A 24,476-nucleotide genomic window follows, 5' to 3' on the forward strand; every position below is an offset into this window, starting at 1 on the left:
CATGCGATCGAAAGTCGTCCTCAGGCGCCTGCTGCGCAACAAGCAGGCCCGCTACGGCAGCGTCGCCCTGATCCTGCTGGTGGCCCTGGCCTACATCGGCCCCTACTTCGGCCCGTACGAGTGGACCGACAAGGACTTCCTGGCCTTCCTGTCGCCGCCCGGCGGCGACCACTGGTGGGGAACCGGCAGGATCGGCCAGGACATGTACGCGGTCACGCTGCACGGCATGCAGAAGTCGATCATCGTCGGCCTGCTGGTGGCCCTCATCTCCACCGGCCTCGCCGCCATCGTGGGCGCCTTCGCCGGATATTTCGGTGGATGGGCGGACAAGGCGTTGATGTGGGGCGTGGACCTGCTGCTGGTCCTCCCCAGCTTCCTGATCATCGCCATCATCTCGCCGCGGCTGCGCGACGGTTCCTGGCTGTGGTTCGTGGCGCTGCTCGCCGCGTTCTCCTGGATGATCACCTCCAGGGTGGTCCGCAGCATGACGCTCTCACTCCGCGAGCGGGAGTACGTCCTGGCCGCCGTCTACATGGGCATCCCGCGCTGGAAGATCATCTTCCGGCACATCGTGCCCAACCTGTCCTCCCTGCTGATCATCGACGCGACGCTCAACGTCAGCGGCGCGGTCATCGGCGAGGCGGCGCTGTCCTTCTTCGGCTTCGGCATCCAGCCGCCCGACGTCTCGCTCGGCACGCTGATCGCGGATGGCTCGGGCAACGCCACCGGCTATCCGTGGCTGTTCGCCTTCCCGGCCGGCCTGCTGGTGGCGCTGGTGCTCAGCGTGAACCTCATCGGCGACGGCCTGCGCGATGCACTCGACCCGGGGAGCAACTCGTGAGCATCTTGGAGGTCAAGGACCTCACCGTCACCTTCTCCGGCGACATCCAGGCGGTGCGCGGGGTGTCGTACGAGGTCGAGCGCGGCGAGGTGCTCGGCATCGTGGGCGAGTCCGGCTCGGGCAAGTCCGTCACCTCGCTGGCGGTCATGGGCCTGCTGCCGCCGAACGCCGTGGTCAGCGGCTCGGTCCTGCTGCACGGCCGCGAGTTGCTCGGCATGAAGGAGGACGAGCAGGTCAAGGTGCGCGGCAAGACGATCAGCATGATCTTCCAGGATCCGCTGTCGGCGTTCACGCCCGTCTACACCATCGGCGACCAGATCGCCGAGGCCGTCCGCATACACCAGAAGATCGGCAAGGACAAGGCCGCGAAGCGGGCCGTCGAGCTGCTCGATCTGGTCGGCATCCCGCACCCGGACGTGCGCGCCAAGGCGTTCCCGCACGAGTTCTCCGGCGGCATGCGGCAGCGCGCGATGATCGCCATGGCCATCGCCAACGATCCCGACCTGCTGATCTGCGACGAGCCGACCACCGCGCTCGACGTGACCATCCAGGCGCAGGTGCTGGAGGTGCTCAAGACCGCGCAGCGGGAGACTGGCGCCGGCATCGTGATGATCACCCATGACCTGGGCGTCATCGCCGGCATGGCCGACCGGGTGCTCGTCATGTACGCGGGCCGGCCGGTCGAGCAGGGCTCGGTGGACGACATCTACTACCGGCCGCGGATGCCGTACACGATGGGGCTGCTCGCCTCGATCCCCAGGGTCGACGGCGAGGAGGGGCCGCTGGTGCCCATCGAGGGCAACCCGCCGTCGCCGTCGGCGCTGCCGCCCGGGTGCCCGTTCGCGCCGCGCTGCCCGATGAAGGTGGACATGTGCGACGACGAGGAGCCGCCGCTGACGCCGTTCGGCGGTAACCGGCACGTGGCCTGCATCCGCTCGCACGAGATCGAGCACAAGGGCCTGACCGGTGCGGATGTGTTCCCCGTGCCGGTGATCCCGCCAAGCGAGGTCGTCCGCGTGCCGCGCGCCGAGCGGGCCACGGTGCTGGAGCTCGAGGACATGATCAGGCACTACCCGCTGATGAAGGGCGCGATCTTCAAGCGCCGCGTCGGCACCGTGTACGCGGTCGACGGCATCAGCCTCGACATCGCGGAGGGCGAGACGCTGGCCCTGGTCGGCGAGTCGGGCTGCGGAAAGACCACCACGCTGCAGCAGATCATGCAGCTCCAGCCGCCGCAGGGCGGCCGCGTGGTGGTGCTCGGCAAGGACAGCGCGAAGCTGGACAAGGCGGCGCGCAGGTCTCTCCGCGGCGACCTGCAGATCGTCTTCCAGGACCCGATGGCCGCGCTCGACCCGCGCATGCCGGTTTCCGACATCATCGCCGAGCCGCTGCGCGCCCACGGCGAGAAGGACGTGGCCGGCAAGGTGAAGGAGCTGCTCCGGCTGGTCGGGTTGTCGCCCGAGCACGCCGAGCGCTACCCGCAGCAGTTCTCCGGCGGCCAGCGCCAGCGCATCGGCATCGCTCGCGCGCTCGCGCTGGAGCCCAAGGTACTCGTGCTGGACGAGCCGGTGTCGGCGCTCGACGTCTCCATCCAGGCCGGTGTGATCAACCTGCTGGAGGAGCTGAAGAACAGGCTGGGGCTGTCGTACCTGTTCGTGGCGCACGACCTGGCCGTGGTCAGACACCTGGCCGACCGGGTGGCCGTCATGTATCTCGGCAGGATCGCCGAGATCGGGACGGTGGAGAACGTCTACGAGCGGCCGGCACACCCCTACACGCAGGCGCTGCTGTCGGCGATCCCGCTGCCCGATCCGGAGCTGGAGCGCACCAGGAAGCGCATCCTGCTCGAAGGCGACCTGCCCAGCCCGGCGGACCCCCCGTCGGGATGCAGGTTCCGCACTCGCTGCCCCAAGTTCGCCCGGCTCGGTGAGGCGGAGCGGCGGCGGTGTGTGGATGAGGAGCCCTCGGTTGACCGGCTCGCGAGCACCGTGGACCACGGCGCGGCCTGCCACTACGCGGAGGAAGTCGAGGTCATCACGGCCTCGGACAATCAGGAGGAAGAGTGAACGTTCGTTACCGTGCTGCCGCTGGGCTCGCGGGCCTGGCGATGGCCGTCTCGGCTTGCGCCGGTGGCGGCGGCGAGACCACGCAGTCCGACCCCCAGCAGTCGCAGCAGGCGCAGCAGCAGATGGCGGAGACTCCGTCCATCAGCATCAACCCCGTCGCGTACGAGCAGGTCAAGGACGGCGGGACGCTCACCCTCGCGATCGGCCAGTGGCCGACCCAGTGGAATGGCAATCACGTCGACGGCAACCAGGCCGACACGGCGACGATGCTCGACCCGATCATGCCGCAGCTCATGATGGCCGACGAGAACGCCGAGTTCACGCCGAACGCGGACTACCTGACCGACGTGAAGAGCGACATGTCGTCGGGCAAGCAGGTCGTCACCTACACGATCAACGACAAGGCCCAGTGGTCGGACGGCACGCCGATGACGTGGAAGGACCTCGAGACGACGTGGAAGGCCCAGAACGGCGAGAACGACAAGTTCAAGGCCTCCTCCACTGACGGCTGGGACAAGATCGAGTCGGTCGAGAAGGGCGACTCGGACAAGGTCGCCGTCATCACCTTCGACAAGCCGTACTCCGAGTGGCAGGGCCTGTTCAACCGGGGCACCTCGCACCTCTTCCCGGCCGAGCACATGGCGACGCCCGAGGCGTACGAGAACGACTACCTGCAGAAGATCCCGGCCACCGCGGGGCCCTTCAAGGTCGAGAAGATCGACGAGGGCACCAAGACGCTCACCCTCGTGCGTGACGAGAACTGGTGGGGCCAGAAGGCCAAGCTCGACAAGCTCATCTTCCGTGCGATCGACTCGCCCACCGCGGAGGTGAACGCCTTCGCCAACGGCGAGCTCGACGCCGCCTACATCGAGTCCGGCAGCCCGGCCGACCTGAAGCGGGCCAAGGAGGTTCCGAACGCCGAGATCCGCAAGGCGCTCAGCCCGAACTGGCGGCACATCACGGTCAACAACCAGAGCGAGTTCCTGAAGGACAAGTCGGTCCGGCAGGCAGTGCAGTACGCGATCAACCGTGACGTGATCACCCAGTCCGACCTGAAGGACATGGAGTGGCCGCTGCAGACGCTCGGCAACCACGTCTTCATGAACAACCACAAGGCCTACGTCGACAACTCCGGTGACCTCGGCAAGTACAACCTGGAGAAGTCCAAGCAACTGCTCGAGGCGGCCGGCTGGAAGCAGGACGGCGAGTACCGCAAGAAGGACGGCAAGGAGTTCGCGCTCGAGTTCGTCATCCCCACGGGCACGCCCGTCGCGCAGACGGAAGGCGAGCTCACCCAGGCCATGCTCAAGGAGGCCGGGATCAAGCTCACGATCCGCCCGGTTCCCCTCGACAAGTTCTTCAACGACTTCATCATCAAGGGTGACTTCGACCTGGTGCCGTTCTCCTGGATCGGCACGCCGCTGCCGCTCGGCAGCATGCCGCAGATCTACAAGACCGGCTCGGAGAGCAACTTCCCGAACGCCAGCGACCCGGCCGTCGACGCGGCCATCCAGGCGGCGGTGGACGAGACCGACCCGGCTAAGGCCATCGAGCTGGCCAACGCCGCGGACAAGCTGGTCTGGGACATGGTGCACACCATTCCGCTGTACCAGCGCCCCGACATCTGGGCGGTCAAGAAGACGGTCGCCAACTTCGGCGCCCGTGGTTACGCGTACTACGACTGGACGGCGATCGGCTTCACCGCCTGATCTCCGAACCCCAGCGACCCCCGGCCGGCGAGCCCCGGCCGGGGGTTTTCCTTCCCGAATAGGCTTGCCTGTACGCCCGGGTCGGCTTTGAATGATCTCCTACGCGTGATCTAGGAGGACCCGATGCGTGGCTTACGGGCGTTCGCCGTCGTTCTGACTCTTGTTCTCACGACTTTCGTGGCGGCGGAGCCGTCCATCCCGGCGGTCGCCGGACCTACCGACCCCGAGCCGGCCTCGCTGGTCACCCTGACCGTGCCGGACCGGGCCGCGATGGACCGGCTGGTGGCCTCCGGCGCCGACCTCACCGAGCGGGTACGCCCGCAGCCGGACGGCAGCATCCAGGTCGACGCCGTCGTCACCCCGAGCCAGCTCGCCTCGATGGGATCGCTCGGCGCGACCCTGGCGACCGGCACGCCGGCCCCGGCCCAAAGCAGGAAGAAGCCGCCGGCCACGCGGGACCAGATCGTGGTCGAGCGCGCGGTCTGGTTCGAGTCGCGCGACGGATACTTCCTGTCGGTCGAGGCGTCCAGCAACGCCGGGGAGGCCGCCACGCTCAGCGTGACGTGGAAGGGCAAGCGCGGCGCGACCGGGCAGGCGGAGATGGTCGCGTACGTCGACGCGGGCGCGTACCTGGGCCACCAGCTCAGCACGCCGGTGCCGGTCGACAGCGAGCCGCAGTGGGTCACCATCACCTCGGCCGGCGGTGGCAAGGCCGAGGCGCGGGTCAAGGAATGGCCGGACGGCGAGCGGCCGGACCGCACCGGACGCGGCTACCAGAAGGACTTCATCACCCAGTACATGCCTCCGGCGCAGCTCAACGAGCGGATCAAGGCGCTGCACCGGCGCTACCCCAAGCTCACCGACATCATCGAGTTGCCGAACCTCACCAACGGCTACCGCCGCAACGCCCAGGCCCTGATCGGCACCCCGCCGGCCGCCGCCGTCGTGGTCACCTCCAACGCCTACGGCTCCGAGGGCGGCAACGACCTGGCCGTCGAGCTGGTCGACCCGGGCGCGTCCGGCAGCGCGCTGCGGGTGACGGTGGACGGCAAGCTCGTCACCGTCAGCCTGGCCACCGACGGCTCCGGCGCCGTCACCAGCACCGCCGCCCAGGTCGCCGCCGCCGTCAACGCGACGCAGGGCATCGCCGTCAAGGCCACGACCTACCGGACGGACGCCGGCGCCGGCGTCATGGCGCCCGCGCCGCTCATCCAGCTGAGCGACTTCCTCAACGCGCCCGCCGACGTCCCCCGCGCGCCCGCCCAGGTGCTGGCCCTGCGCATCGGCAAGCACCGCGACGGCTCGCGCACCGGCGTGCTGGCCTACGCCCAGGAACACGCCAGGGAGTGGGTGACGCCGCTGGTCACCATCGAGGCGGCCGAGCGGCTGCTGCGCAACCAGGACCGCGACAGCGCCACAGGCAAGCTGCTGGAGCGCACCGACATCTTCATCGTCCCGACGGTCAACCCCGACGGCGCGAACTACAGCTTCTACGACTTCAACTCCCAGCGTAAGAACATGACCAACCACTGCCCGGCGCAGCAGTCCGACCCGGCGCTGCGCAACCAGTGGGGCGTGGACGTCAACCGCAACTACGCCGTGGGCTCGTACTCCGACGGCTACGTCGGCGGTTCCGGCAACTGCCAGAGCGGCACGTACTCAGGACCCGCCGAGCACTCCGAGCCCGAGAGCCGCAACGTCATCTGGCTGGCGCAGACGTTCCGCAACATCAAGTTCGCCATGAACGTGCACAGCTACGGCGGCTACTTCATGTGGCCTCCCGGCGCCTACAAGGCCGAGGGCCGGGAGGCGCTGCCCAGGCCGACGGCCGACCAGGAGGCGTACTTCCTGCGCGCGGCCCGCACCATCGAGGAGGCCATCGCCGCCGAGCGGGGCACGGTCACCTGGCCGCAGCAGACCGGTCCTGTGACGGACGTGCTCTACTCGGCGGCGGGCAACTCCGCCGACGAGCTCTGGTACGACTTCGGCATCTACGGCTGGGACTTCGAGGTCGGCGGCGACCTGTGGAATCCCGAGACCCGCAGGTGGGAAGGCGTGGGCTTCCAGCCGCCGTTCGCCGAGGGGCACGGGGAGGCGATGGAGTACGCCGCAGGCCTGATCTCGCTGATCAGCGTGGCGGCCGACTACCGCGAACGCTGATCCCGCAGCGGCCGGCCGCCCCTCAACGGCGGCCGGCCGCTCAGTCCTCAACCACGGCCGGTCGCTCAGTCTCAACGGCGGCCGGCCGGTCAGTCCTCAACCACGGCCGGTCGCTCAGCCTCAACGGCGGCCGGTCGCTCAGTCTCAACGGCGGCCGGCCGTGAATTCGCGCAGCGTCACCGGCGGGCGGCCGCCGATCCGCTCGATGCTCTCGGTCACCCCGTAGAGCGGGTGGTGGCCGGAGCCGATGAAGCGGAAGATCGCCCACAGGTGCGACAGGTGCTCGACCGCGACCGGGTCGCCGTAGAGGTCGAGCGCCCGCGCCTCCCACTCCTCGGGAGGCAGGTCGGCGTAGTCCACCCCGAACGCGTCCGCCGCCTCGCCCGCACCGGCCATCTGACCGGTCAGCAGGCACACCGGGTCGGCGGGACCCGGATCGAGCAGGAGGCCGGACGCCACCCTGGCCACGTCGGAGGAGGCCACCAGCGGGATCAGCGTGTCCGGCGAGCCGAGCGGGAGCGCCAGCCGGCCGCCCGCCCCCTGGACGGCGACGGCCAGGTTCTCGAAGAAGACCGCGGCGCGCAGGTGCACCGCACCCACCCCGGCCCAGTCGAACACCTGCTCCGACACCCAGTGCCGGCGCATGCGCGGGGTCCCGGCCTCGGGGGAGGCGTCGAGCTGCGACACCTCGACGACGCGCTCAACGCCCTCCTCCCTGGCCGCCGCCGCGAACGCGCCCGTGGCGTCGAGCAGCCCGGCCGTCACCGGGTAGGTGAAGTACGCCCGCCGGACGCCGCGCATGGCAGGCCGTACGGAGGAGATCTCCCGCAGGTCGCCGACCACCACCTCGGCGCCGCGCTTGCGCAGCTCCGCGGCCCGCTCGTCGTCGGAGCGGACGAACGCCCGCACCGCCGCGCCGCGCTCCAGCAGCAGGTCCACGACCTGCCGTCCGGTCCCTCCCTGCGGCCCACCGGCCGCGCCCGTGACGAGGATCATGATTCCGCCCTTCCAGGGAGAGTGAGAGTGAACAGGCCGAGCCGCTCCAGCTCACGCAGGAACGGCGCGGCGGGGAACGCCTCGGCCGGGCCGAAGACGCCAGGACGGCCGGGACCCCGGCCGTCGGCCAGCCGTACGGCCGCCTCCACGGAGGCCATCGCGCTGAGCAGCCACAGGTCCCGCCCGCTGATCTGCCCGGCCGCGCCGCCGTCCTGGGTGATGACCTGCACGGCGACGGTGAACTCCGAGCCCGCCCTGGTCCCGGCGTCGGCGTGCTCGCTGCTGAACACCTGCTCCTCCTCGAACGTGTGCGCCGTGAGCTGCGCCTCCACCCGCCGCGTCGGCACGTGCCTGGGCACGGTGACGACCTCGGAGAACGGCACGGGAGCGATCATGGTGCGGGGCCCGAGCGGCGGCGGGAACGGGTAGACCGCGTTGCGCGGCTCGACGTAGCCGACGTGCTGGGCGCCGTCGGTGTACGTGATCCGCCGCGTGTCGGCGAACAGCAACTCGGCCGTCCTCTTGGCAGCCGTGGTCAGCCGCCAGCCCGACACCGCGTACGCGCTGGTCACCCGCTCGATCCCGGTCAGGCCGTCGGCCACGGCCCCGGCGAGCAGGTCGCCCATGCCGCCGTAGAAGCTCATCGCGGTGACCATGGTGACGCCCGCCCGCCTGGCCGGCTCCGGCATGGTGTCGAACATCCACTTGGTGTGGTGTTGCTCCAGCGCGTGGTCGACGTAGTGGCAGCCGCCCTCGGCCGCCGCCCTGGCGACGGGCTCGCCGGTGTCCGCGAACGGCCCGGCGCAGTGGATCAGCACGCCCGCCTGCCCGGCGAGGTCGCGCAGCGCGGCGGGGTCGTCCAGCGGGGCCTGGTGCGCCCTGGTGTTCCCGCCCAGCTCGTCGGCCAGGGCCTTGAGCGCCCCGCCGTCCCGCCCGGCCACGATCACCTCCCGGCCGCCGGCTCGTAACTCGGCCGCGACCAGGCGCCCGGTGTGCCCGGTGGCGCCGTAGACGGCGATGTGCGGTGATGACACGACCCACCTCCATGATTCATACTGCGGGTACGTAACTGGTATCGAAGTTACGTACCGCGAGTATGTAAGTCAATGGGAGCACGATGATTCGCCGTACCCAGGCAGAGCGGTCGGACGAGACGACGGCGCGGCTGGTGCGTGCCGCGCGGGACCTGTTCGGCGGCGACGGCTACGCGGCCACGTCGATCGACGCCGTCGCCGCCGCGGCCGGGATGACCAAGGGGGCCGCGTACCACCAGTTCGGCGGCAAGGTGGAGCTGTTCCGCGCGGCGTTCGCCGGCGAGCTGGCCGACGTCGTCGCCAAGCTGGAGCGGGTCGCCGCCGAGGAGGACGATCCGTTGGCGGCGCTGAGCCGCGGCAGCCGCACGTTCCTGGAGCACTGTCTCGACCCCGGGTTCCGGCAGATCGTGCTGCTGGACGCGCCGTCGGTGCTGGGCTGGGAGGAGGCCCGCGAGATGGAGTACGACCACCTGCTGCGGATCCTGCTGGCCGGTCTGAGCGTGGCCGCGGAGGGGGAGGGGGAAGGGTCGTTGCCCGCCCGCGCGCAGCTCATGTTCGGCGCGTTGTGCGAGGGCGGCATGCTGCTGGCCCGCTCCGCCGACCCGGCGGCCGACCTGCCGCTGTTCGCCGCGGAGGCCGGCCGCTTCCTGGCAGCTCTGCGGCTCTGATCAGCCGTGCGATTCGGTCACCGAGCCCCTGAGAGTGGTCTGGCAGGACCAGCCGTTCGGGCCGTCGAAGCGGACGGAGTCGAAGAAGTCGCGGAACGGGGTGTAGAAGTTGCCCTTGCCGCGCGGGCCGGTCACCGCGGAGCAGCCGCCGTACGCGGCTTCCGAGAAGAGGTGGATCCACGAGTCGGTGCGGTTCCAGTCGGACTTGGCCCGGTCGGCCATGCCCAGGGCCGCGAGATCGGGGGTGTCGGCGTTGATCGCCGCCGCCACGTCCGAGACGGATGAGGAACAGCGCCTCACGCCGGACGCGGTCCGGTCAGCAGATGGTTTGGCGACTGTTGACCAGGGTGTTGTTGCGGAAGGTGGTGTTGATCCCGCACGGGTTCTCCGTGATGGCGGAGTCGGTCACCCGGAGGTTCTGGACGATGATGTCCGAAGAATTGGGGAACTCCGAGCGGGCGGCCAGCCTGATGTCGCCGGGCCCCTGGACACTGCCGCTCTGGGCGGCGATGTTCACGTTGTAGCAGTTCTCGATCAGGATCGCGTTGTTGCCGGTCTGCGCGATGTCCACCCGGTCGATCACGGCCCCGCCGCTCTCCGACACGCAGAAGACGCCGCGCCCGCCGCCGCGCGCGATGACCTGCCCGACGCGGATGTTGGCCGGGTACGAGTTGCCGATCCGCCCGTTCCTGTTGGCCATGCGGAAGGCCGCGTACCCGGTGCCGGCGCCGGCGTTCTGGGCGTCGACCGTGCCGACGGTGGCGTTGACGGTGTCGTTCAGCAGCAGGCCCGAGTGGCCGACGTTTCTGGCCACGACGGTGCCGACGGTGAGGCCGTCCACGCCGTACGTCTCCACGCCGTGGGTGCTGGTGCCGGAGACGTAGACGTTGTCGATGCGTACGTTGCGCGTGCGTACGCTCCGGTCGCCGTGGTTGTCGATCCTGACGCCCAGGCCGCGGGAAACCCGCAGGTCGATCTGGCCGAGGGTGACGTTGACGCCGTTGCGGACGAAGATGCCGTACAGCGGGGCGCCGGTGACGTTCAGGTGCTGGACCTCGACGTCCGTGACGCCCCTGGCGTACACGACGGCCTGGTCGCCCGAGCCGGAGCCGGTCACGTTGACGGTGCCACAGACGTCCAGCACCGTGTAGCTCGGCAGGGAGAGCCGTGAGCCGGCGCTCATCGAGCCCGAGCCGCGCACGACGACGCGCTGCTTGGCGGTGCGCCCGGCGGAGAGGCTGTTCACGGCGGCCTGCATGGCCGACAGCATGCTGGTGCCGGTGTAGACGGTCCTGCCGCCGTTGCGCGCGGTCCAGGTGCTGCCGCTCAGCGTCGCCTCCGCGTTGAACGAGCCGTCCCCGCAGGCCAGTGCGTTCGCGGAACGGGCCTCCGACGCCCGATCCAGCGCGCTCGTGGCGCTGGTCTTCGACGCCTGATCCAGCGCGCCGGCGGCATCGGTCTTCGACGCGCGATCCAGCGCCGCGGCTCCGGCCGGGGCGGACATGGCCGTGGCCACGAGGGCGATCGTCGTCACGCCGGCCGCGAGACCGATCCGGCGCCTGCTGACGGGCGTACTGCCGCTGCTTCGCATGCTGCGCTCCTGCGGTGGGGTATGGGCGCCGCCGCTGAATCGATTCACTCATCGCCAAACGTCTCTGCCTGCGAGAATGCGCGAGCAAATCCGATCCAAGGGTGGCTGATTCGTGGGGAGTATTGCAACGTTCAAATCGGCCGTCAACAAGGCGTGAAACTTACATGTGACAGGGGTTGTCGAGAGAATCCGCGCAGGACGCGGAAACTGTCGGTGGTCGCGTGCACACTCGCGGTATGCCCGACGCACCCCTGGAGCTCGGCGAGCTCTCCTTCTCCGACTGGTACGCCCACACCGACAAGATGGCCGAGGTCGGCTTCCTGACCATCGCCAGACGCCTGCCGTCGCTCGTGGGCCAGGCGATGCGCATGGCCTGGGGGGCCAGCCCGCGCGACACCCTGGCCACGATCGCGCTCAACCTGCTCGGCGGGGTGTTCACCGCGTTCGGGCTGCTGGCCACGACCGGCGTGCTCACCGCGCTCTTCAGCGAGGGGCCGACCCCCGAGCGGGTGGTGGCCGCGCTGCCCAGCCTCGCCCTGGTCGCAGGGGCGGCGGTGGTGCGCACGATGACGCAGGCCGGCGCGGGCTGGGCCCAGTCGCGGCTCACCCCCCAGATCGCGCGGCTGACCGAGGAGCGGCTCTACGGCCTGACCAGCCGGGTGCAGCTCGTCTCCTACGACGACCCCGAGTTCCACGACGCTTTGGAACGTGCCGGGGCGCGCGGCGTGGCCACGGCGGACTCGGTGGTGTCCTCGGCCATCAACGTCGTCACGGCCACCGTCGGCCTCGCCGCCGCGGCCGGCGTGCTCGGCGTCCTGCACCCGGTGCTGCTCCCGCTGCTCCTGCTGGCGGTGCTGCCCGACGCGTGGGCCGCGGTGCGCAGCGCCCGCATGCGCTACTCCACGATGTACTCCCTCGTCCCCGCCCGCCGCCGCAAGTGGATCATCGCCGACCTGCTGGCCCAGCGCGAGTCCGCGGCCGAGGTCCGCTCGTTCACGATGCGCGGCTTCCTGCTGCGGATGTACGACGCGGTGGCCACGGCCGAGCAGGAGGTCATGCTCCGGCTGGCCAAGCGGCAGATGCTCACCAGAGTGGCCGGCGAGGCGATGGGCGGCCTCGGCACGGCCATGGTCTACGTGGCCCTCGGTCTCCTGCTGGCCCTCGCCGCGATCCCGCTCGCCGTGGCGGGCACCGCCGTGCTGGTGATCAGATCGGGCCAGACCTCCCTGAGCAATCTCATGTACGCCACCAACCGCCTCTACGAGGAGGGCCTCTACTTCACCGACTTCCTGGAGTTCTGCGCCGACGCCGAGCGCCGCCTGGTCGGCCCGCGCCAGGCCGCCGTGCCCGAGGGGTTCACGCGCATCGTCGCCGAGGAGGTGACCTTCACCTACCCGGGCGCGGAGGAGCCGGCGCTGCGCGACGTGTCCGTGGTGATCGAGCGCGGCGAGGTGATCGCGTTCGTCGGCGAGAACGGCTCGGGAAAGACCACCCTCGCCAAGATCCTCTCGGGCCTGTACGAACCGGACGGCGGCGCCGTCCGCTGGGACGACACGGACGTGAAGGAGATGGACCCGGATGCCCTGCGGCTGCGTACGGCGGTCATCGCCCAGGACCACACCCGCTGGCCGCTGACCGCCCGCTACAACATCACCATGGGCACCGACAAGGGCGAGCCCGCCCTGCACGCGGCGGCGGCGGTGGCGGGCGCGGACGAGGTGGTCGCCGAGTTGCCGCACGGCTACCGCACCCTGCTCGACCGCCGTTTCAAGGACGGCCAGGAGCTGTCCGGCGGCCAGTGGCAGCGCATCGCCGTGGCCCGGGGCTTCCACCGCGCCGCCGACCTGCTCATCTGCGACGAGCCGACCGCCGCGCTCGACGCCCGCGCCGAGCACGCCCTCTTCGAGCGCGTCCGCGATCACTCGGAGGGGCGGACGGTGCTGCTGATCACCCACCGGCTGGCGAGCGTGCGTTACGCCGACCGGATCTACGTGCTCGACCACGGCAAGGTGGCCGAGCAGGGCGATCATGACACACTGATGTCACTCAACGGGCTCTACGCCGACCTCTACACCCTCCAGGCGAGCGCCTACCGATGACCGCATCACGAAGATGGACGAAAGTGTCGGGTCCGTAGACCTTCGGCGCTTGCCTGTGGCTTCGTCCGCGCGGTGTGCTGGATGAAGATCCGGGAGGAGACCGTATGCAGGCAGAGGAGAAGTCCGGCGAGGACCGGCCGGACTTCATCGACATGATCGGTGAGCAGCTTGCTTACTGGACATTCGGCCCGGACCCGCATATGTCCGGTGCGCCCGGCTCCAGCTACACGCCGGTCAGGCTGGTGGTCTGGACGCTCGTGGCGATCGCCGTCTCCGCCGGGGTGTCGGCGGTCAGGCTGGCCCTGTCAGAGAAGCCGCCGCAGGTTGGGGTGGCGATGGTGCTGATCCCGCTGCTGCTGCCGCTGATCGGCGCCCTGGCGCACAAGCCGCCCCGGCACGTCCTCGCGCTCGGGTGCGGCCTGGCGGCGGGCGTGGGCACGGCCCTGGCGCTGGGGATCGACGGCCCGTACTGGACGGCGTTCGCGGCGGTCTGCGCCGGGTTCCTGGTGTGTTCGGTGGTCTTCGCCGCCGTCACCGCCGGGTTACTCACCCGGCTCGTCACAGGAACCCGGCGCTGACTCACTTGCCGAAACCGGCGGTCAGACCGGCCAGGAGCTGGCGGCGGCCCACGACGTACAGCACCAGGATGGGCACCGTGGTGAGCACCACGGAGGCGAGCACCGCGGGCACGTTCACGGTGTACTGACCCTGGAAGTTCGCCAGGGCCAGCGGCAGCGTCTGCCGCTCGGGGCTCTGGGTGAGGACCAGTGGCAGCAGAAACCCGTTCCAGATCTGCAGCGCGTTGTAGACGGTCACCGTCACCACGGCCGGCCTGGTCAGGGGAAGCGCCAGCTTCCACAGCGTTCCCCACTCGGTGGCGCCGTCCAGCCGCATCGACTCGAACAGCTCCTTGGGCACGTCCCGGATGAAGTTCGACAGGATCAGCACCGACAGCGGGATCGCGAACGCGATCGACGGAAGGATCATGCCCAGCAGCGAGTCGTACAGGTTCAGCCTGATGATGATCAGGTAGACCGGGATGATCGTGGCCTGCAGCGGGATGGCCAGCCCCATGAGGAACATCGAGTTCGTCCAGCGCAGGAACCGCCCGTCACCGCCCCGGACGATCGCGTACGCCGCCATGAACGCTATCGCCACCGCGGGCACCACGGCGCCGACGGTGACGATGAGGCTGTTGAAGAAGTACCGCACGAAGTCCGACTCGATGACCAGCTGGTAGTTGGCCAGCGTCGGCTCGGACGGCGGCGCGAGCGGGTTCTCCAGGTAGTAGTTGCTCTGCGCCTTGAAGCTGGTGATGACGATCCAGTAGATCGGCACCATCACGATCAGCAGCCAGATCCAGCCCGCGGTGCCGGCCACCCAGTTGCGGCGCTTCCCGTTGACCGACTTCTTGCGGTGCCTGTGGTCTCCCAGGCTCATCTGCTCCGGCCCCTTCGTCAGGGTCGTCGCCATGTCAGGCCCCTTCCAGCTGGCTGGTACTCGAGCTGCCGCCGCCGATTCTGCGCAGCAACAGCGCCAGGGCCAGGCCCACGAGGACGAGGATGACGGCGATCGCACTGGCCGGACCCATCAGGTTGGCCTGGAATCCCCTCTTGTACATGTCGACGGCGAGCGCCCGGGTGGCGTCCCCGGGACCGCCCGCGGTCAGCACCCAGATCAGGTCGAAGAACGTCAGCGACCCGACCACCATGAGCGTCGAGGACGTGATGATCGTGTACTTGAGCTGCGGCAGGGTGATGCTGAAGAACTTGCGGACCCGGCCGGCTCCGTCCAGCTCCGCGGCCTCGTACATCGACCGGGGGATCTGGCGTACGCCGCCCTGGTAGATCAGCGAGTGGAACGGGATGAACTGCCACGACACCACGAAGATCACCACGCTGAAGGCGAGGACGGGATCGCCGAGCCAGTCCTGCACCAGCAGGGGGATCCCCAGCCCGGCGCCGAGCCCGAAGTTCGGGTCGAGCAACGCCTTGTACGTGATCGCGATGGCCGCCGAGCTGAGCAGCAGCGGGACGAAGTACATCACCGCCAGAACGGCGCGGTAACGCTGCGAGTTGGCCAGGAACACCCCGAGCAGGATGCTCGCCGGCGTCTGCACCGCCCACGACAGGGCCATCACGAGGAATGTGACCCAGAGCGCGTGCGGCAGCTGCGGGTCGCTGAGCACGGCCGACCAACTGTCCAGGCCCGTCACGCTGATGTCGCCGAGCCCGTCCCACGAGGTGAAGCTGAGCAGGAAGACCCCGACGAGCGGGACCAGGCCGAAGGCGGCGAAGAACAGCAGTGCGGGTACGGCCAGCCAGGCGAGGCCGCCACTCCGGCCACCGGGCGCGCCGTGGGCGCCCGGCGGCCGGTTGCCGCGCCTGGAGGGAGCTGCGTACGCGCTCACTTGCCGATGACCGCGTTCATGTTCGTCGCGAACTCCTGCGGCGAGATCGACAGCTGGAACAGCTTCGCGATGTTGTCCAGCAGTGTCTCGGCGGCGGTCGGGCTGAGGGCCTGGTCCCACGACTGGGCGAACGTCTTGGCGTTGACGGCGATGCCGTAGGCGAAGTTCAGGAAGTCGGCGTCCTTGGAGGAGGCGAACTCCTTGTCGGAGCCCTTGATGATCGGCACCGCGCCGGTCGTGACCCACTCCTTCGCCGACGCGTCGCTGATCAACTCGGTGGCGAAGAACTTCTTGGCGATCTCCTTCTCCTCGGGGGTCGCCTTGGAGGAGATCGACATGTACTGGCCAGGGTTGCCGACGGTGTTGCTGGGGTCGCCCGTGCCGCCCTCGACCGGCGGGAAGTTCATGTAGCCGAGGTTGCCACCGGAGACGAAGTCGCCGCCGTCGGTGGACATGCCGCCGTACGTCCAGCCGCCGTGCAGCATCATCGCGGCCTTGCCGGTGTAGAGCAGCGCCTGGTCGGCGTTGGAGTCGGCGGTGATCGAGGAGAAGCCCTTGATGAACCCGTCGGCCTTGACCAGCTCCTGCACCTTGCCGAGAGCGTCGATGGCGATCGGGTTGTTCCAGGCGTCCTTCTCCCCGTCGAACACGGCCTGGAACACCTCGGGGCCGCCCATGCGGTCGAAGACGAACTCCAGCCACATCATGTTGGTCCAGCGCGACTGACCGCCGAGCGAGAACGGCGCGATGCCCTGGGCGTTGAACTTGGGCACCAGGGCCATGATCTCGCCCCAGCTCTCGGGCGGCTTGGCACCGATCTTGTCGAAGGCCCGCTTGTCGTAGTAGAGGACGATCGGCTGCATCGTCTCGCAGGGCATCGCGTAGATCTTGCCGTCGATGGTGGCCGCGCCGAAGGAGGAGGGGAACAGCTTGTCCTTGACGGCGGCGTTCTGGTCGAACCACGACGTCAGGTCGTCGACCTGGCCCGCCTGCACGTAGCTGCGCAGGCCGCCGCCGCCCCAGCCCCAGATGAGGGTGGGCGCCTGGCCGGCCCCGATCGCCGTCTTGATCTTCGTCTTGAAGGCGTCGTTCTGGAAGGTCGTTCCCGTGATCTTGCCGTCGGGGTTGGCCGCGTTGAACCGGTCAATGGTGCTCTTGCGCACGCCCTCCTGTGGCTGGCCCGACAGGTACCAATAGGTGGCGCCGCCGCCACCACCGCTACTCGTGGCGCCGGGTCTGGTCGGCCCCGAAGTGCCGCAGGCGGCGAGCGCTGCTCCGATGGGCAGGCCCATCGAGAGGGCGAGGAAATTGCGGCGAGAGGTGTTCCTGGACTCCACGGTGTTCTCCGTACTCGAATTGCCGGGGGGCTGACCGCGGCTCGCGATCGTCGGATGCGGTGGCGGGCGGCCGTGGGCCGAGGCCGTTCGCGTCCACTCCTCCTTAGAGTGAGTTTGTCGAAACATTTGCGACATGCCGCGTGGCACGCCAATCTAGGTTTCGGCTAATGCCATGTCAAGACTGCTTAAATCGTGACCTGCCGGTTTTGGGCGTGGGTGTGTGTAAAGTACTCTGTCGCGGCGTTCAGCAGGTCATCTGGTGTCGAGGAGGTCTCGCTCGCAGGTCGCTCAACGACGTCGAAATATTTCGAAACTTCCGCTAAGGAGAGCAGCAGATGACCGCTCTAGATCGGACGCCGGCGGTGGACGGGGTCTTCCACCCGTGGCAGGACCCCGCGCTCCCCGTGGCCGAACGGGTCGACGCCCTCCTTGAGGAGCTGACCCTGGAGGAGAAGGTCGCGCAGCTCGGCAGCCGGTGGTTCGGCAACGACATGGAGCACGACGGCGACGCCGACCCCGACGCCGAGACGCTGAACGTCGCGCCGATGCAGGACGTGTTCGCGGCGTCCGGCACCGTCCCCTTCGAGGAGTCGATCCGGCACGGGCTCGGCCACCTGACCCGCGTGCACGGCAGCGCCCCGCTGACCCCGGCCGAGGGCGCCGCCGAGGTGATCAGGTTGCAGCGCGCGGTGATCGAGCGGTCCAGGCTGGGCATCCCGGCGATCGTGCACGAGGAGTGCCTCACCGGGTTCACGGCGTACGGGGCGACCGTCTATCCCGCGGCCATCGCCTGGGGCGCCACGTTCGATCCCGGGCTCGTGGAGCGGATGGCCTCGGCGATCGGGCACGACATGCGTGCCGTGGGCGTCCACCAGGGCCTGTCGCCGGTGCTCGACGTCGTACGCGACTATCGGTGGGGGCGGGTCGAGGAGACGCTGGGCGAGGACCCGTACCTCGTCTCCATGCTCGGCGCCGCCTACGTCCGTGGGCTGGAGGGCGCGGGGGTCATCGCCACGCTCAAGCACTTCGCCGGCTACTCCGCCTCCCGCGCGGCTCGCAACCACGGCCCGGTCCCGATGGGCCGCCGTGAGCTGATGGACATGATCTTCCCGCCGTTCGAGACGGCCATCGCCTTGGGCGGCGCCCGTTCGGTGATGAACTCCTATGCCGACGTGGACGGCGTCCCCGCCGGCGCCGACTCCTGGTTGCTGACCGAGGTGCTGCGCGAGGAGTGGGGCTTCACCGGGACCGTCGTCTCGGACTACTGGGCCGTGCCGTTCCTCGCCACGATGCATCAGACCGCCGCCGACACCGAGGAGGCCGGTGTCCAGGCGCTCACGGCGGGGATCGACGTCGAGCTGCCCGACCGGCTCGGCTTCGGGCAGCACCTGGTCGAGCGGGTGCGCGCAGGCGAGCTGCCCGAGTCGCTGATCGACCGGGCCGCCCGCCGCCTGCTCACCCAGAAGGTGGAGCTCGGGCTGCTCGACCACGACTGGACGCCGGAGAAGTCGGTGTCCGGGGCTCCCGCCGTCGACCTGGACTCGCCGGCCAACCGGGCCCTGGCCCGCGAGCTGGCCGAGAAGTCCGTCGTCCTGCTCGACGCCGGCACGGCGCTGCCGCTGCTGGGCGAGGGCCGGACGGCGCCTGGGCGCGTGGCCGTGGTCGGACCGTGCGCCGACGATCCGCGTACGTTCATGGGCTGCTACGCGTTCCCCAACCACGTCCTGCCCCGCCACCCCGGGCTCGGCCTGGGCATCGAGGCGCCCAGTCTGCTCGACGCGCTGCGGGCGGAGCTGCCGGACGCCGAGATCGTCCACGAACGGGGCTGCGAGGTGCAGGGCGGCGACCGCTCGGGCTTCGCGGCCGCGGCCGCCGCCGCCCGCGAGGCGGACCTGTGCGTGGCCGTCGTCGGCGACCTCGCGGGCCTGTTCGGGCACGGGACGTCCGGCGAGGGCTGTGACGCCGACGACCTGCGGCTGCCCGGCCTGCAGGCCGATCTGCTGGCCGAGCTCGCCGCGTCTGGCACCCCCGTCGTCGTGGTGGTCGTCTCCGGACGTCCGTACGCGCTGGGCGACGCGCACGCCTCGGCCGCCGCGCTCGTCCAGGCGTTCATGCCCGGTGAAGAGGGCGGCGCGGCGATCGCCGGCGTGCTCTCCGGCCGGGTCCAGCCGAGCGGCAAGCTGCCCGTGCAGATCCCGCGCGGCACCGGCGGTCAGCCGGGTACCTACCTCCAGCCGCCGCTGGGCGCCAACAGCGCGGGCATCAGCAACCTGGACCCGACCCCGCTGTTCCCCTTCGGGTACGGCACCTCCTACACCACGTTCGAGGTCGGGGACGTGCGGATCAGCGACGCCGAGGTGCCGACCGACGGAGAGTTCACCGTGTCCGCCCGGGTGCGCAACACCGGCGGCCGGGCGGGTGAGGAGGTCGTCCAGCTCTACCTGCACGACGTGGTGGCCCAGGTCACCCGGCCGGTGCGGCAGCTCACCGGGTTCGCCAGGGTGCGGCTCGAGCCGGGCGCGGACGCGGAGGTGCGCTTCCACGTACACGCGGACCGGACCGCCTTCACCGGCCGTGACCTGTGCAGGGTCGTCGAGCCTGGCGACGTCGAGGTGTTCGTCGGCACGTCCGCCGCCGACCTGCGGGGAAGTGGCCGCGTACGGCTGACCGGGCCGTCGCGGGTCGTCGGCCGCGGACGGCGGCTCGTCACACCCGTCGACGTGGAGGGCTGAGATGCCGCCGAGTCCCAGGCGCGCCACGCTGGCCACGGTCGCGGCCTCGGCCGGCGTGTCCGTCGCGACCGTGTCCAAGGTGCTCAACGGCCGCAGTGACGTCGCACCGGCGACCCGTTCGCTGGTGCAGTCGCTGCTGCGGCAGCACGACTACGTGGCGCCGTCGCCGCGCCGGGGCGAGCCGGCCGCACTCGGCACGGTGGAGTTGCAGTTCGACACCGACATCAACGCCTACTCCACGGAGATCATCCAGGGGACGGTGATGGCCGGGGCGGAGCTGGGCGTCGGTGTGGTCGTCAGCATCAGGGGATCTGACGAACGCACCGCCGCCTGGGCCCGCAACCTCGTCGCCGCCGGTCGGCGGGCGCTGATCGCCGTGACCAGTGAGCTGTCCACCGGGCAGCTCACCGAACTGTCGCGCGCTCAGCTCCCGCTGGTCGTGATCGACCCGCTGAACCTGCCGCGCGCCCGCGTGACCAGCATCGGGTCGACGAACTTCGCCGGCGGCTTCACCGCCACCCAGCACCTGCTGTCACTCGGCCACCGCCGCATCGCCTACATCGGCGGCCCCGCGAGCGCGGCCTGCAACCAGGCGCGGCTGCACGGTTACCGGGCCGCCATGGAGGCAGACGGAACGCCCGTGCTGCCGGGCTACGTGCAGACGGGCCACTTCCGCTACCAGGACGGCCTCACCGGGGCGGTGGCCGTGCTGGACCTGCCCCACGCGCCGACGGCGATCTTCGCGGGCAGCGACGAGACCGCGTTCGGCGTCATGGAGGCGGCCAGGGCGCGGGGCCTGCGCATTCCCGAGGACCTGAGCATCGTCGGGTTCGACGACACCCAGATCGCCCAGATGGCCTCGCCGCCGCTGACCACCGTGCGGCAGCCGCTGCGGGAGATGGGCAGCGTCGCACTCCGCACGGCGCTGCGCGTGGCGGCCGGCGAGCCCATCGACTCCCACCACGTCGAACTCGCCACGGAACTGATCGTCCGCGGCTCGACCGCCCCCGCCGCCTGAGCCGACCGCTCCAGCGGGGGTTCACGGCGGCAGCGCTCCAGCACCCGGTGCCAGAAGCGTGCGATCCGGCAACGGCGAGGCCGTCGGCCCGCTCCCGGCGGGTGTCACCTGCTGTTTCGCCACAGGATCAGGATCCACCGGGTACAGCTGCGCGGCTGAGCTCTTTCACCCTCGCCGGAAGGACCCGGCCGGGGTGGCATTCCCTGATTCCCGCGCCTCGGCGCGACGGCGGGCAGGGGACCAGACCGGGGACCCTCTGGAGAGCGTTATCAAGCGCGTAATCAGATGTCGTGCATATTTCGGGACAATAATTCTCGCTTTTGATGATTGTCAACGGAAGTGGTGGCCACTTTCGAAGTATGTCGGCAGTAGGGTGGTGCCATGTCAAGTGGATCGAACGGCCACGCCCCGGGGGCGGGAGCGCTGCTGGGCATCCTCAGGTCCGGGCGGCCCCGGACCCGCGGGGAGCTGGCCGAGCTGACCGGGCTGTCCAGGTCCACGGTGTCGCAGCGGCTCGACGGGCTGATCGAGCACCGATGGGTGGTGGCCGGCGAGGACTCGGTGTCCTCGGGGGGCCGCCCGGCCACGGTGTTCGCGTTCAACGGCGGCGCGCGGCTCGTGCTCGCCGCCGACCTCGGCGCCACCCGAGCCCGCCTCGCCGTCATCGACCTCGGCATGAGCGTGCTCGCGGAACGCACCGCCGAGCTGTCCATCGACCAGGGGCCCGAGCAGACGCTCGGCTGGGTCGCGGGGGCCTTCCAGGACCTGCTGAGCGCGGCGGGCCGCGACCTGTCCCAGGTATGCGGGGTGGGCATCGGCCTGCCTGGACCGGTCGAGCACGCCTCGGGACGGCCCGCGAACCCGCCGATCATGCCGGGCTGGGACGGCTTCGCCGTGCCCGACTGGCTCGGCGCGCGCCTCGGGGCGCCGGTCCTGGTCGACAACGACGTGAACGTCATGGCGCTCGGCGAGCACTGGGCCGCGCGGCCCGAGGTCGACCACCTGATCTTCATCAAGATGGGCACGGGCATCGGCTGCGGCATCATCTCCGGCCGCAGGCTGCACCGGGGCGCGCAGGGAGCCGCGGGAGACGTCGGCCACGTACGGGTGCCGGCGTCGGAGGCGCCCTGCAGGTGCGGCAACGTCGGCTGCCTGGAGGCGGTCGCCGGCGGCGGGTCGATGGCGGCGGCCCTGCGCGCGTCCGGGATCGAGGCCGAGGGCAGCAGGGACGTGGTGGCGCTGATGCGCGCGGGCGACCTCAGGGCCACCCGGCTCGTCAGGCAGGCGGGACGCGAGGTCGGCACGGTGATGGCGTCGATCGTGAACTTCTTCAACCCGTCGGTCATCGTGATCGGCGGGGACGTCGCGGAGGCCGGCGAGCAGGTGCTCGCGGGCGTGCGGGAGACCATCTACAGCAGGTCGCTGCCGCTGGCCACCCAGCATCTCGGCATCCGGGTCAGTCAGCTGGGCGACCGCGCCGGTGTCATGGGGGCCGCCGTCATGGTGGTCGAGCACGTGCTCGCACCGGACACCATCGACCGGATCATCACGAAGTGAGCACCATTGACCCGGTGACGGCGGCGTAGTAACAATGTGATCGTCTCGGGCTTCGCGGCAGTGGCATGCGCGTGGGGGCCGGGATTCCGCAGTGACGTGGTCGGCGCACGCGTCCCTCAAGGAAGGGAACCGCGCGTGAGTCATCCGCATGCACACGAAGAGGCGCTCGGCCGCCGGCTCGGACTCAACCGCCGCCAACTGCTCGCGGCCACCACCGGCATCGCCGCCGCGGCCGCGTTCGCCTCGCCCGCGCGGGCCGCCTCGCGGGGGACTCTCATCCCGCGCGGCAGACGCGGCATCATCCTTTACACCGTGCGCGACGCGATCTCGCGCGACCCGCTGTCCACGAACGTCCCGTCGGGTTTCCGCCGGGTGCTCGAAGCGCTCGCGGACATCGGATACAAGCAGGTGGAGTTCGCCGGATACGGCCAGCACGCCAACGCGGAGGGCGGGGCCGACCTGGAGACCGTCGAGGGCGCCAGACTGCTGCGCCGCTGGCTGGACGACAACGGGCTGCAGGCCGAGGGCAACCACGGCTTCATCCCCGGCTCGTGGCCGCTGTCGACGGCCGACCTCGACCGGTTCAAGCGGGTGGTGGAGATCGCCGGCATCCTCGGCCTCGGCCACGTCGGCACCGGCAACGACCCCACCGGGAGCGCGTACAAGGCCGACTGGGACGTGGCGGCGGAGAAGTGGAACCAGCTCGGCGAGATCGCCCGCGCGGCGGGGATCAAGCTGTACACCCACAACCACGACGCCGCGTACGCCTTCCTGCTCGACAGCGGCCCGCTGGACGCGCAGGGCCGGCCGACCCGCTCGTCCGGCATCCGGAAGCTGGAGTACTTCTTCGGCATCAGCGACCCGGCTCTGGTCCACTTCGAGATGGACATCTTCTGGGCGTACGTCGCCCAGTTCAAGCACAAGACGTACACCGCGCCGGACGGCTCGGTGCAGACCGACGTCTTCGACCCGCTGGCCACCGTGCAGGCCAGGGCCAAGCGGTTCCCGCTGTTCCACGCCAAGGACGGCACGTCCAACCCGGCCACCGGCAACGGCTACGACATGGTGCCGTTCGGCACAGGTGACATCGACTACCAGCGGTTCTTCGCCGAGCTGCGCTCCAGGGGCTTCCACAACCCCATGTACGAGCAGGACAACGCGCCCGGAGCCGACCCGGCGCAGTCACTCGAGTACGCCGGGCTGAGCTACCGGAACATGGCCGCCCTACGCGGCTAGCACGAGGCGGGCCCTCCTCGGCGTCAGGCGCCGCCGCCGAGGAGGCCGGCCTCGCTGAGCCAGTCGGAGGCGACCTTGCCGGGCTCCTCGCCGTCGACGTCCACCTTGGCGTTGAGCTTCTGCATGGTGGCGTCGTCCAGCTTGGCGATCAACGGCTCGAGCACCTTCTGCAGCGCCGGGTACTTCTGGTAGGTCTCATCCCGTACGGTCACCGCGGCGTTGTAGATCGGGAAGAACTTCTTGTCGTCCTCCAGGACCGTGAGGCCGAGTGCGGCGATCCGCCCGTCGGTGGTGAACACCTCGCCGAAGTTGCACGTCTGACCCTTGTCGGTCTCGGTGTAGACGACTCCGGTGTCGAGCAGCGAGATCTTGTCCTTCGGGATGTTCAGGTCGTACGCCTTGGACAGGCCAGGCAGGCCGTCGTCGCGGGTCGAGAACTCGGTCTCGATGCAGATGGAGACCTCCTCGGGCTTGGTCTTGGCCAGCTCGACCACGTCGGACACCGTCTTGACGCCCAGCTCCGTCGCCTTCTCCGAGCGGATCGCGAGGGCGTACGTGTTGTTCAGCGGGGTCGGACCGATCCAGCGGATCTTGTTCTTCGCCAGGTCGGCCTCCGAGGTGGCCTTGAACTGCTCGGCCGAGTCCTGGATCGGGGAGGCGTTCTTCAGGTGCTCGATCCAGCCGGTGCCGGAGTACTCCCAGTACAGGTCGATCTCCTTGGACAGCAGCGCCTTGCGGTTGACCACGGTGCCGCCCAGGTTGATCTTGGGCGTGATCTCCGCACCGTGGGCGGTGAGCAGGTGCACGGCGATCTCCCCGAGCATGATGTTCTCGGTGAAGTCCTTGGAGCCGACGACGAACTTCGCTCCGGCGAGCTCGTTACCCGCGCTGCCCGCCTCGACGGCGTCGCCGGCGCCGCACGCGCCCACCGCCGACACGGTCAGCGCCGTTGCGGCGATCATGGTGAGCGTCCGGCGGAGTGTACGGGAAAGCATGCAAAGACACCTCTTGCTATGTTGACG

19 protein-coding genes are annotated in these 24,476 nt (G+C 70.0%); 11 read left to right on the forward strand and 8 right to left on the reverse strand.

Annotation, left to right across the window (positions count from 1 at the left end; all coding sequences use genetic code 11):
* The first annotated feature begins 1 nt into the window (after position 1).
* The 4 genes from ITP53_RS02645 to ITP53_RS02660 all read left to right on the forward strand — a co-directional run bounded on the left by ITP53_RS02645 (position 2) and on the right by ITP53_RS02660 (position 6,776).
* Positions 2 to 841, forward strand: a complete 840-nt coding sequence (locus ITP53_RS02645) for an ABC transporter permease (RefSeq protein ID WP_195893644.1) — start codon at positions 2 to 4, stop codon at positions 839 to 841.
* Positions 838 to 2,907, forward strand: a complete 2,070-nt coding sequence (locus ITP53_RS02650; RefSeq protein WP_195893645.1) for an ABC transporter ATP-binding protein — start codon at positions 838 to 840, stop codon at positions 2,905 to 2,907. Before ITP53_RS02645 ends, ITP53_RS02650 begins: the two co-directional genes overlap by 4 nt.
* Positions 2,904 to 4,616, forward strand: coding sequence for an ABC transporter family substrate-binding protein (locus tag ITP53_RS02655; protein ID WP_195893646.1), 1,713 nt, complete (start codon positions 2,904 to 2,906; stop codon positions 4,614 to 4,616). Before ITP53_RS02650 ends, ITP53_RS02655 begins: the two co-directional genes overlap by 4 nt.
* Positions 4,617 to 4,739: 123 nt before the next feature.
* A complete protein-coding gene (locus ITP53_RS02660) occupies positions 4,740 to 6,776 on the forward strand; it encodes a M14 family zinc carboxypeptidase (protein ID WP_195893647.1) in 2,037 nt (678 codons plus the stop codon).
* A 144-nt stretch (positions 6,777 to 6,920) separates the two neighbouring features.
* Here the strand turns inward: ITP53_RS02660 and ITP53_RS02665 are convergent, their stop codons facing one another.
* Both ITP53_RS02665 and ITP53_RS02670 read right to left on the reverse strand, forming a co-directional pair.
* Positions 6,921 to 7,772: an NAD(P)H-binding protein gene (locus tag ITP53_RS02665; RefSeq protein ID WP_195893648.1), complete on the reverse strand. Its 852-nt coding sequence runs from the start codon at positions 7,770 to 7,772 to the stop codon at positions 6,921 to 6,923.
* Entirely contained in the window at positions 7,769 to 8,806 is a 1,038-nt protein-coding gene (locus tag ITP53_RS02670) for a saccharopine dehydrogenase NADP-binding domain-containing protein (protein WP_207755457.1), read from the reverse strand. Before ITP53_RS02670 ends, ITP53_RS02665 begins: the two co-directional genes overlap by 4 nt.
* Positions 8,807 to 8,889: 83 nt before the next feature.
* Here ITP53_RS02670 and ITP53_RS02675 point away from each other — a divergent pair, with 83 nt between their 5' ends.
* Positions 8,890 to 9,474 (forward strand): TetR/AcrR family transcriptional regulator, encoded by a 585-nt coding sequence (locus ITP53_RS02675; RefSeq protein WP_195893649.1) that lies wholly within the window; start codon positions 8,890 to 8,892, stop codon positions 9,472 to 9,474.
* On the opposite strand, the gene ITP53_RS02680 is transcribed toward ITP53_RS02675, so the two are convergent.
* Together ITP53_RS02680 and ITP53_RS02685 are read right to left on the reverse strand one after the other, a co-directional pair.
* Positions 9,475 to 9,744: a peptidase inhibitor family I36 protein gene (locus ITP53_RS02680; RefSeq protein WP_328813773.1), complete on the reverse strand. Its 270-nt coding sequence runs from the start codon at positions 9,742 to 9,744 to the stop codon at positions 9,475 to 9,477.
* A 46-nt stretch (positions 9,745 to 9,790) separates the two neighbouring features.
* The gene (locus ITP53_RS02685) at positions 9,791 to 11,065 is read right to left on the reverse strand and encodes a hypothetical protein (RefSeq protein WP_195893651.1); all 1,275 of its coding nucleotides are present in this window, start codon (positions 11,063 to 11,065) and stop codon (positions 9,791 to 9,793) included.
* A 236-nt stretch (positions 11,066 to 11,301) separates the two neighbouring features.
* On the opposite strand from ITP53_RS02685, the gene ITP53_RS02690 reads away from it, so the two are divergent.
* Together ITP53_RS02690 and ITP53_RS02695 are read left to right on the forward strand one after the other, a co-directional pair.
* Positions 11,302 to 13,164 carry an ABC transporter ATP-binding protein gene (locus ITP53_RS02690; protein WP_195893652.1) on the forward strand — a complete coding sequence of 621 codons (1,863 nt, stop codon included), beginning with the start codon at positions 11,302 to 11,304 and terminating at the stop codon, positions 13,162 to 13,164.
* Positions 13,165 to 13,268: 104 nt separating this feature from the next.
* Positions 13,269 to 13,742, forward strand: coding sequence for a hypothetical protein (locus ITP53_RS02695; protein WP_195893653.1), 474 nt, complete (start codon positions 13,269 to 13,271; stop codon positions 13,740 to 13,742).
* A gap of 1 nt (position 13,743) precedes the next feature.
* On the opposite strand, the gene ITP53_RS02700 is transcribed toward ITP53_RS02695, so the two are convergent.
* Genes ITP53_RS02700 through ITP53_RS02710 form a run of 3 tightly spaced genes read right to left on the reverse strand, consistent with a single transcriptional unit; the run spans position 13,744 to position 16,911 of the window.
* On the reverse strand, positions 13,744 to 14,637 hold the full coding sequence (locus ITP53_RS02700) for a carbohydrate ABC transporter permease (RefSeq protein WP_195893654.1): 894 nt from the start codon (positions 14,635 to 14,637) through the stop codon (positions 13,744 to 13,746).
* A gap of 1 nt (position 14,638) precedes the next feature.
* A complete protein-coding gene (locus tag ITP53_RS02705) occupies positions 14,639 to 15,574 on the reverse strand; it encodes a carbohydrate ABC transporter permease (protein WP_195893655.1) in 936 nt (311 codons plus the stop codon).
* Positions 15,571 to 16,911, reverse strand: a complete 1,341-nt coding sequence (locus ITP53_RS02710; RefSeq protein ID WP_328813775.1) for an extracellular solute-binding protein — start codon at positions 16,909 to 16,911, stop codon at positions 15,571 to 15,573. Before ITP53_RS02710 ends, ITP53_RS02705 begins: the two co-directional genes overlap by 4 nt.
* Before the next feature lie 335 nt (positions 16,912 to 17,246).
* Here ITP53_RS02710 and ITP53_RS02715 point away from each other — a divergent pair, with 335 nt between their 5' ends.
* The 4 genes from ITP53_RS02715 to ITP53_RS02730 all read left to right on the forward strand — a co-directional run bounded on the left by ITP53_RS02715 (position 17,247) and on the right by ITP53_RS02730 (position 23,454).
* A complete protein-coding gene (locus ITP53_RS02715; protein ID WP_195893656.1) occupies positions 17,247 to 19,643 on the forward strand; it encodes a glycoside hydrolase family 3 N-terminal domain-containing protein in 2,397 nt (798 codons plus the stop codon).
* A 1-nt stretch (position 19,644) separates the two neighbouring features.
* On the forward strand, positions 19,645 to 20,661 hold the full coding sequence (locus ITP53_RS02720; protein WP_195893657.1) for a LacI family DNA-binding transcriptional regulator: 1,017 nt from the start codon (positions 19,645 to 19,647) through the stop codon (positions 20,659 to 20,661).
* Between the two features lie 381 nt (positions 20,662 to 21,042).
* Complete coding sequence (locus tag ITP53_RS02725; RefSeq protein ID WP_195893658.1) at positions 21,043 to 22,218, forward strand: ROK family transcriptional regulator; 1,176 nt, start codon at positions 21,043 to 21,045, stop codon at positions 22,216 to 22,218.
* A gap of 135 nt (positions 22,219 to 22,353) precedes the next feature.
* On the forward strand, positions 22,354 to 23,454 hold the full coding sequence (locus tag ITP53_RS02730) for a sugar phosphate isomerase/epimerase family protein (protein ID WP_195893659.1): 1,101 nt from the start codon (positions 22,354 to 22,356) through the stop codon (positions 23,452 to 23,454).
* 23 nt (positions 23,455 to 23,477) lie between these two features.
* Here ITP53_RS02730 and ITP53_RS02735 read toward each other — a convergent pair whose 3' ends face one another.
* Positions 23,478 to 24,449 (reverse strand): glycine betaine ABC transporter substrate-binding protein, encoded by a 972-nt coding sequence (locus ITP53_RS02735; RefSeq protein WP_195893660.1) that lies wholly within the window; start codon positions 24,447 to 24,449, stop codon positions 23,478 to 23,480.
* Positions 24,450 to 24,476: the final 27 nt, after the last annotated feature.

The sequence above is a fragment of the Nonomuraea cypriaca genome, assembly GCF_015645445.1.
Lineage (GTDB): Bacteria > Actinomycetota > Actinomycetes > Streptosporangiales > Streptosporangiaceae > Nonomuraea > Nonomuraea cypriaca.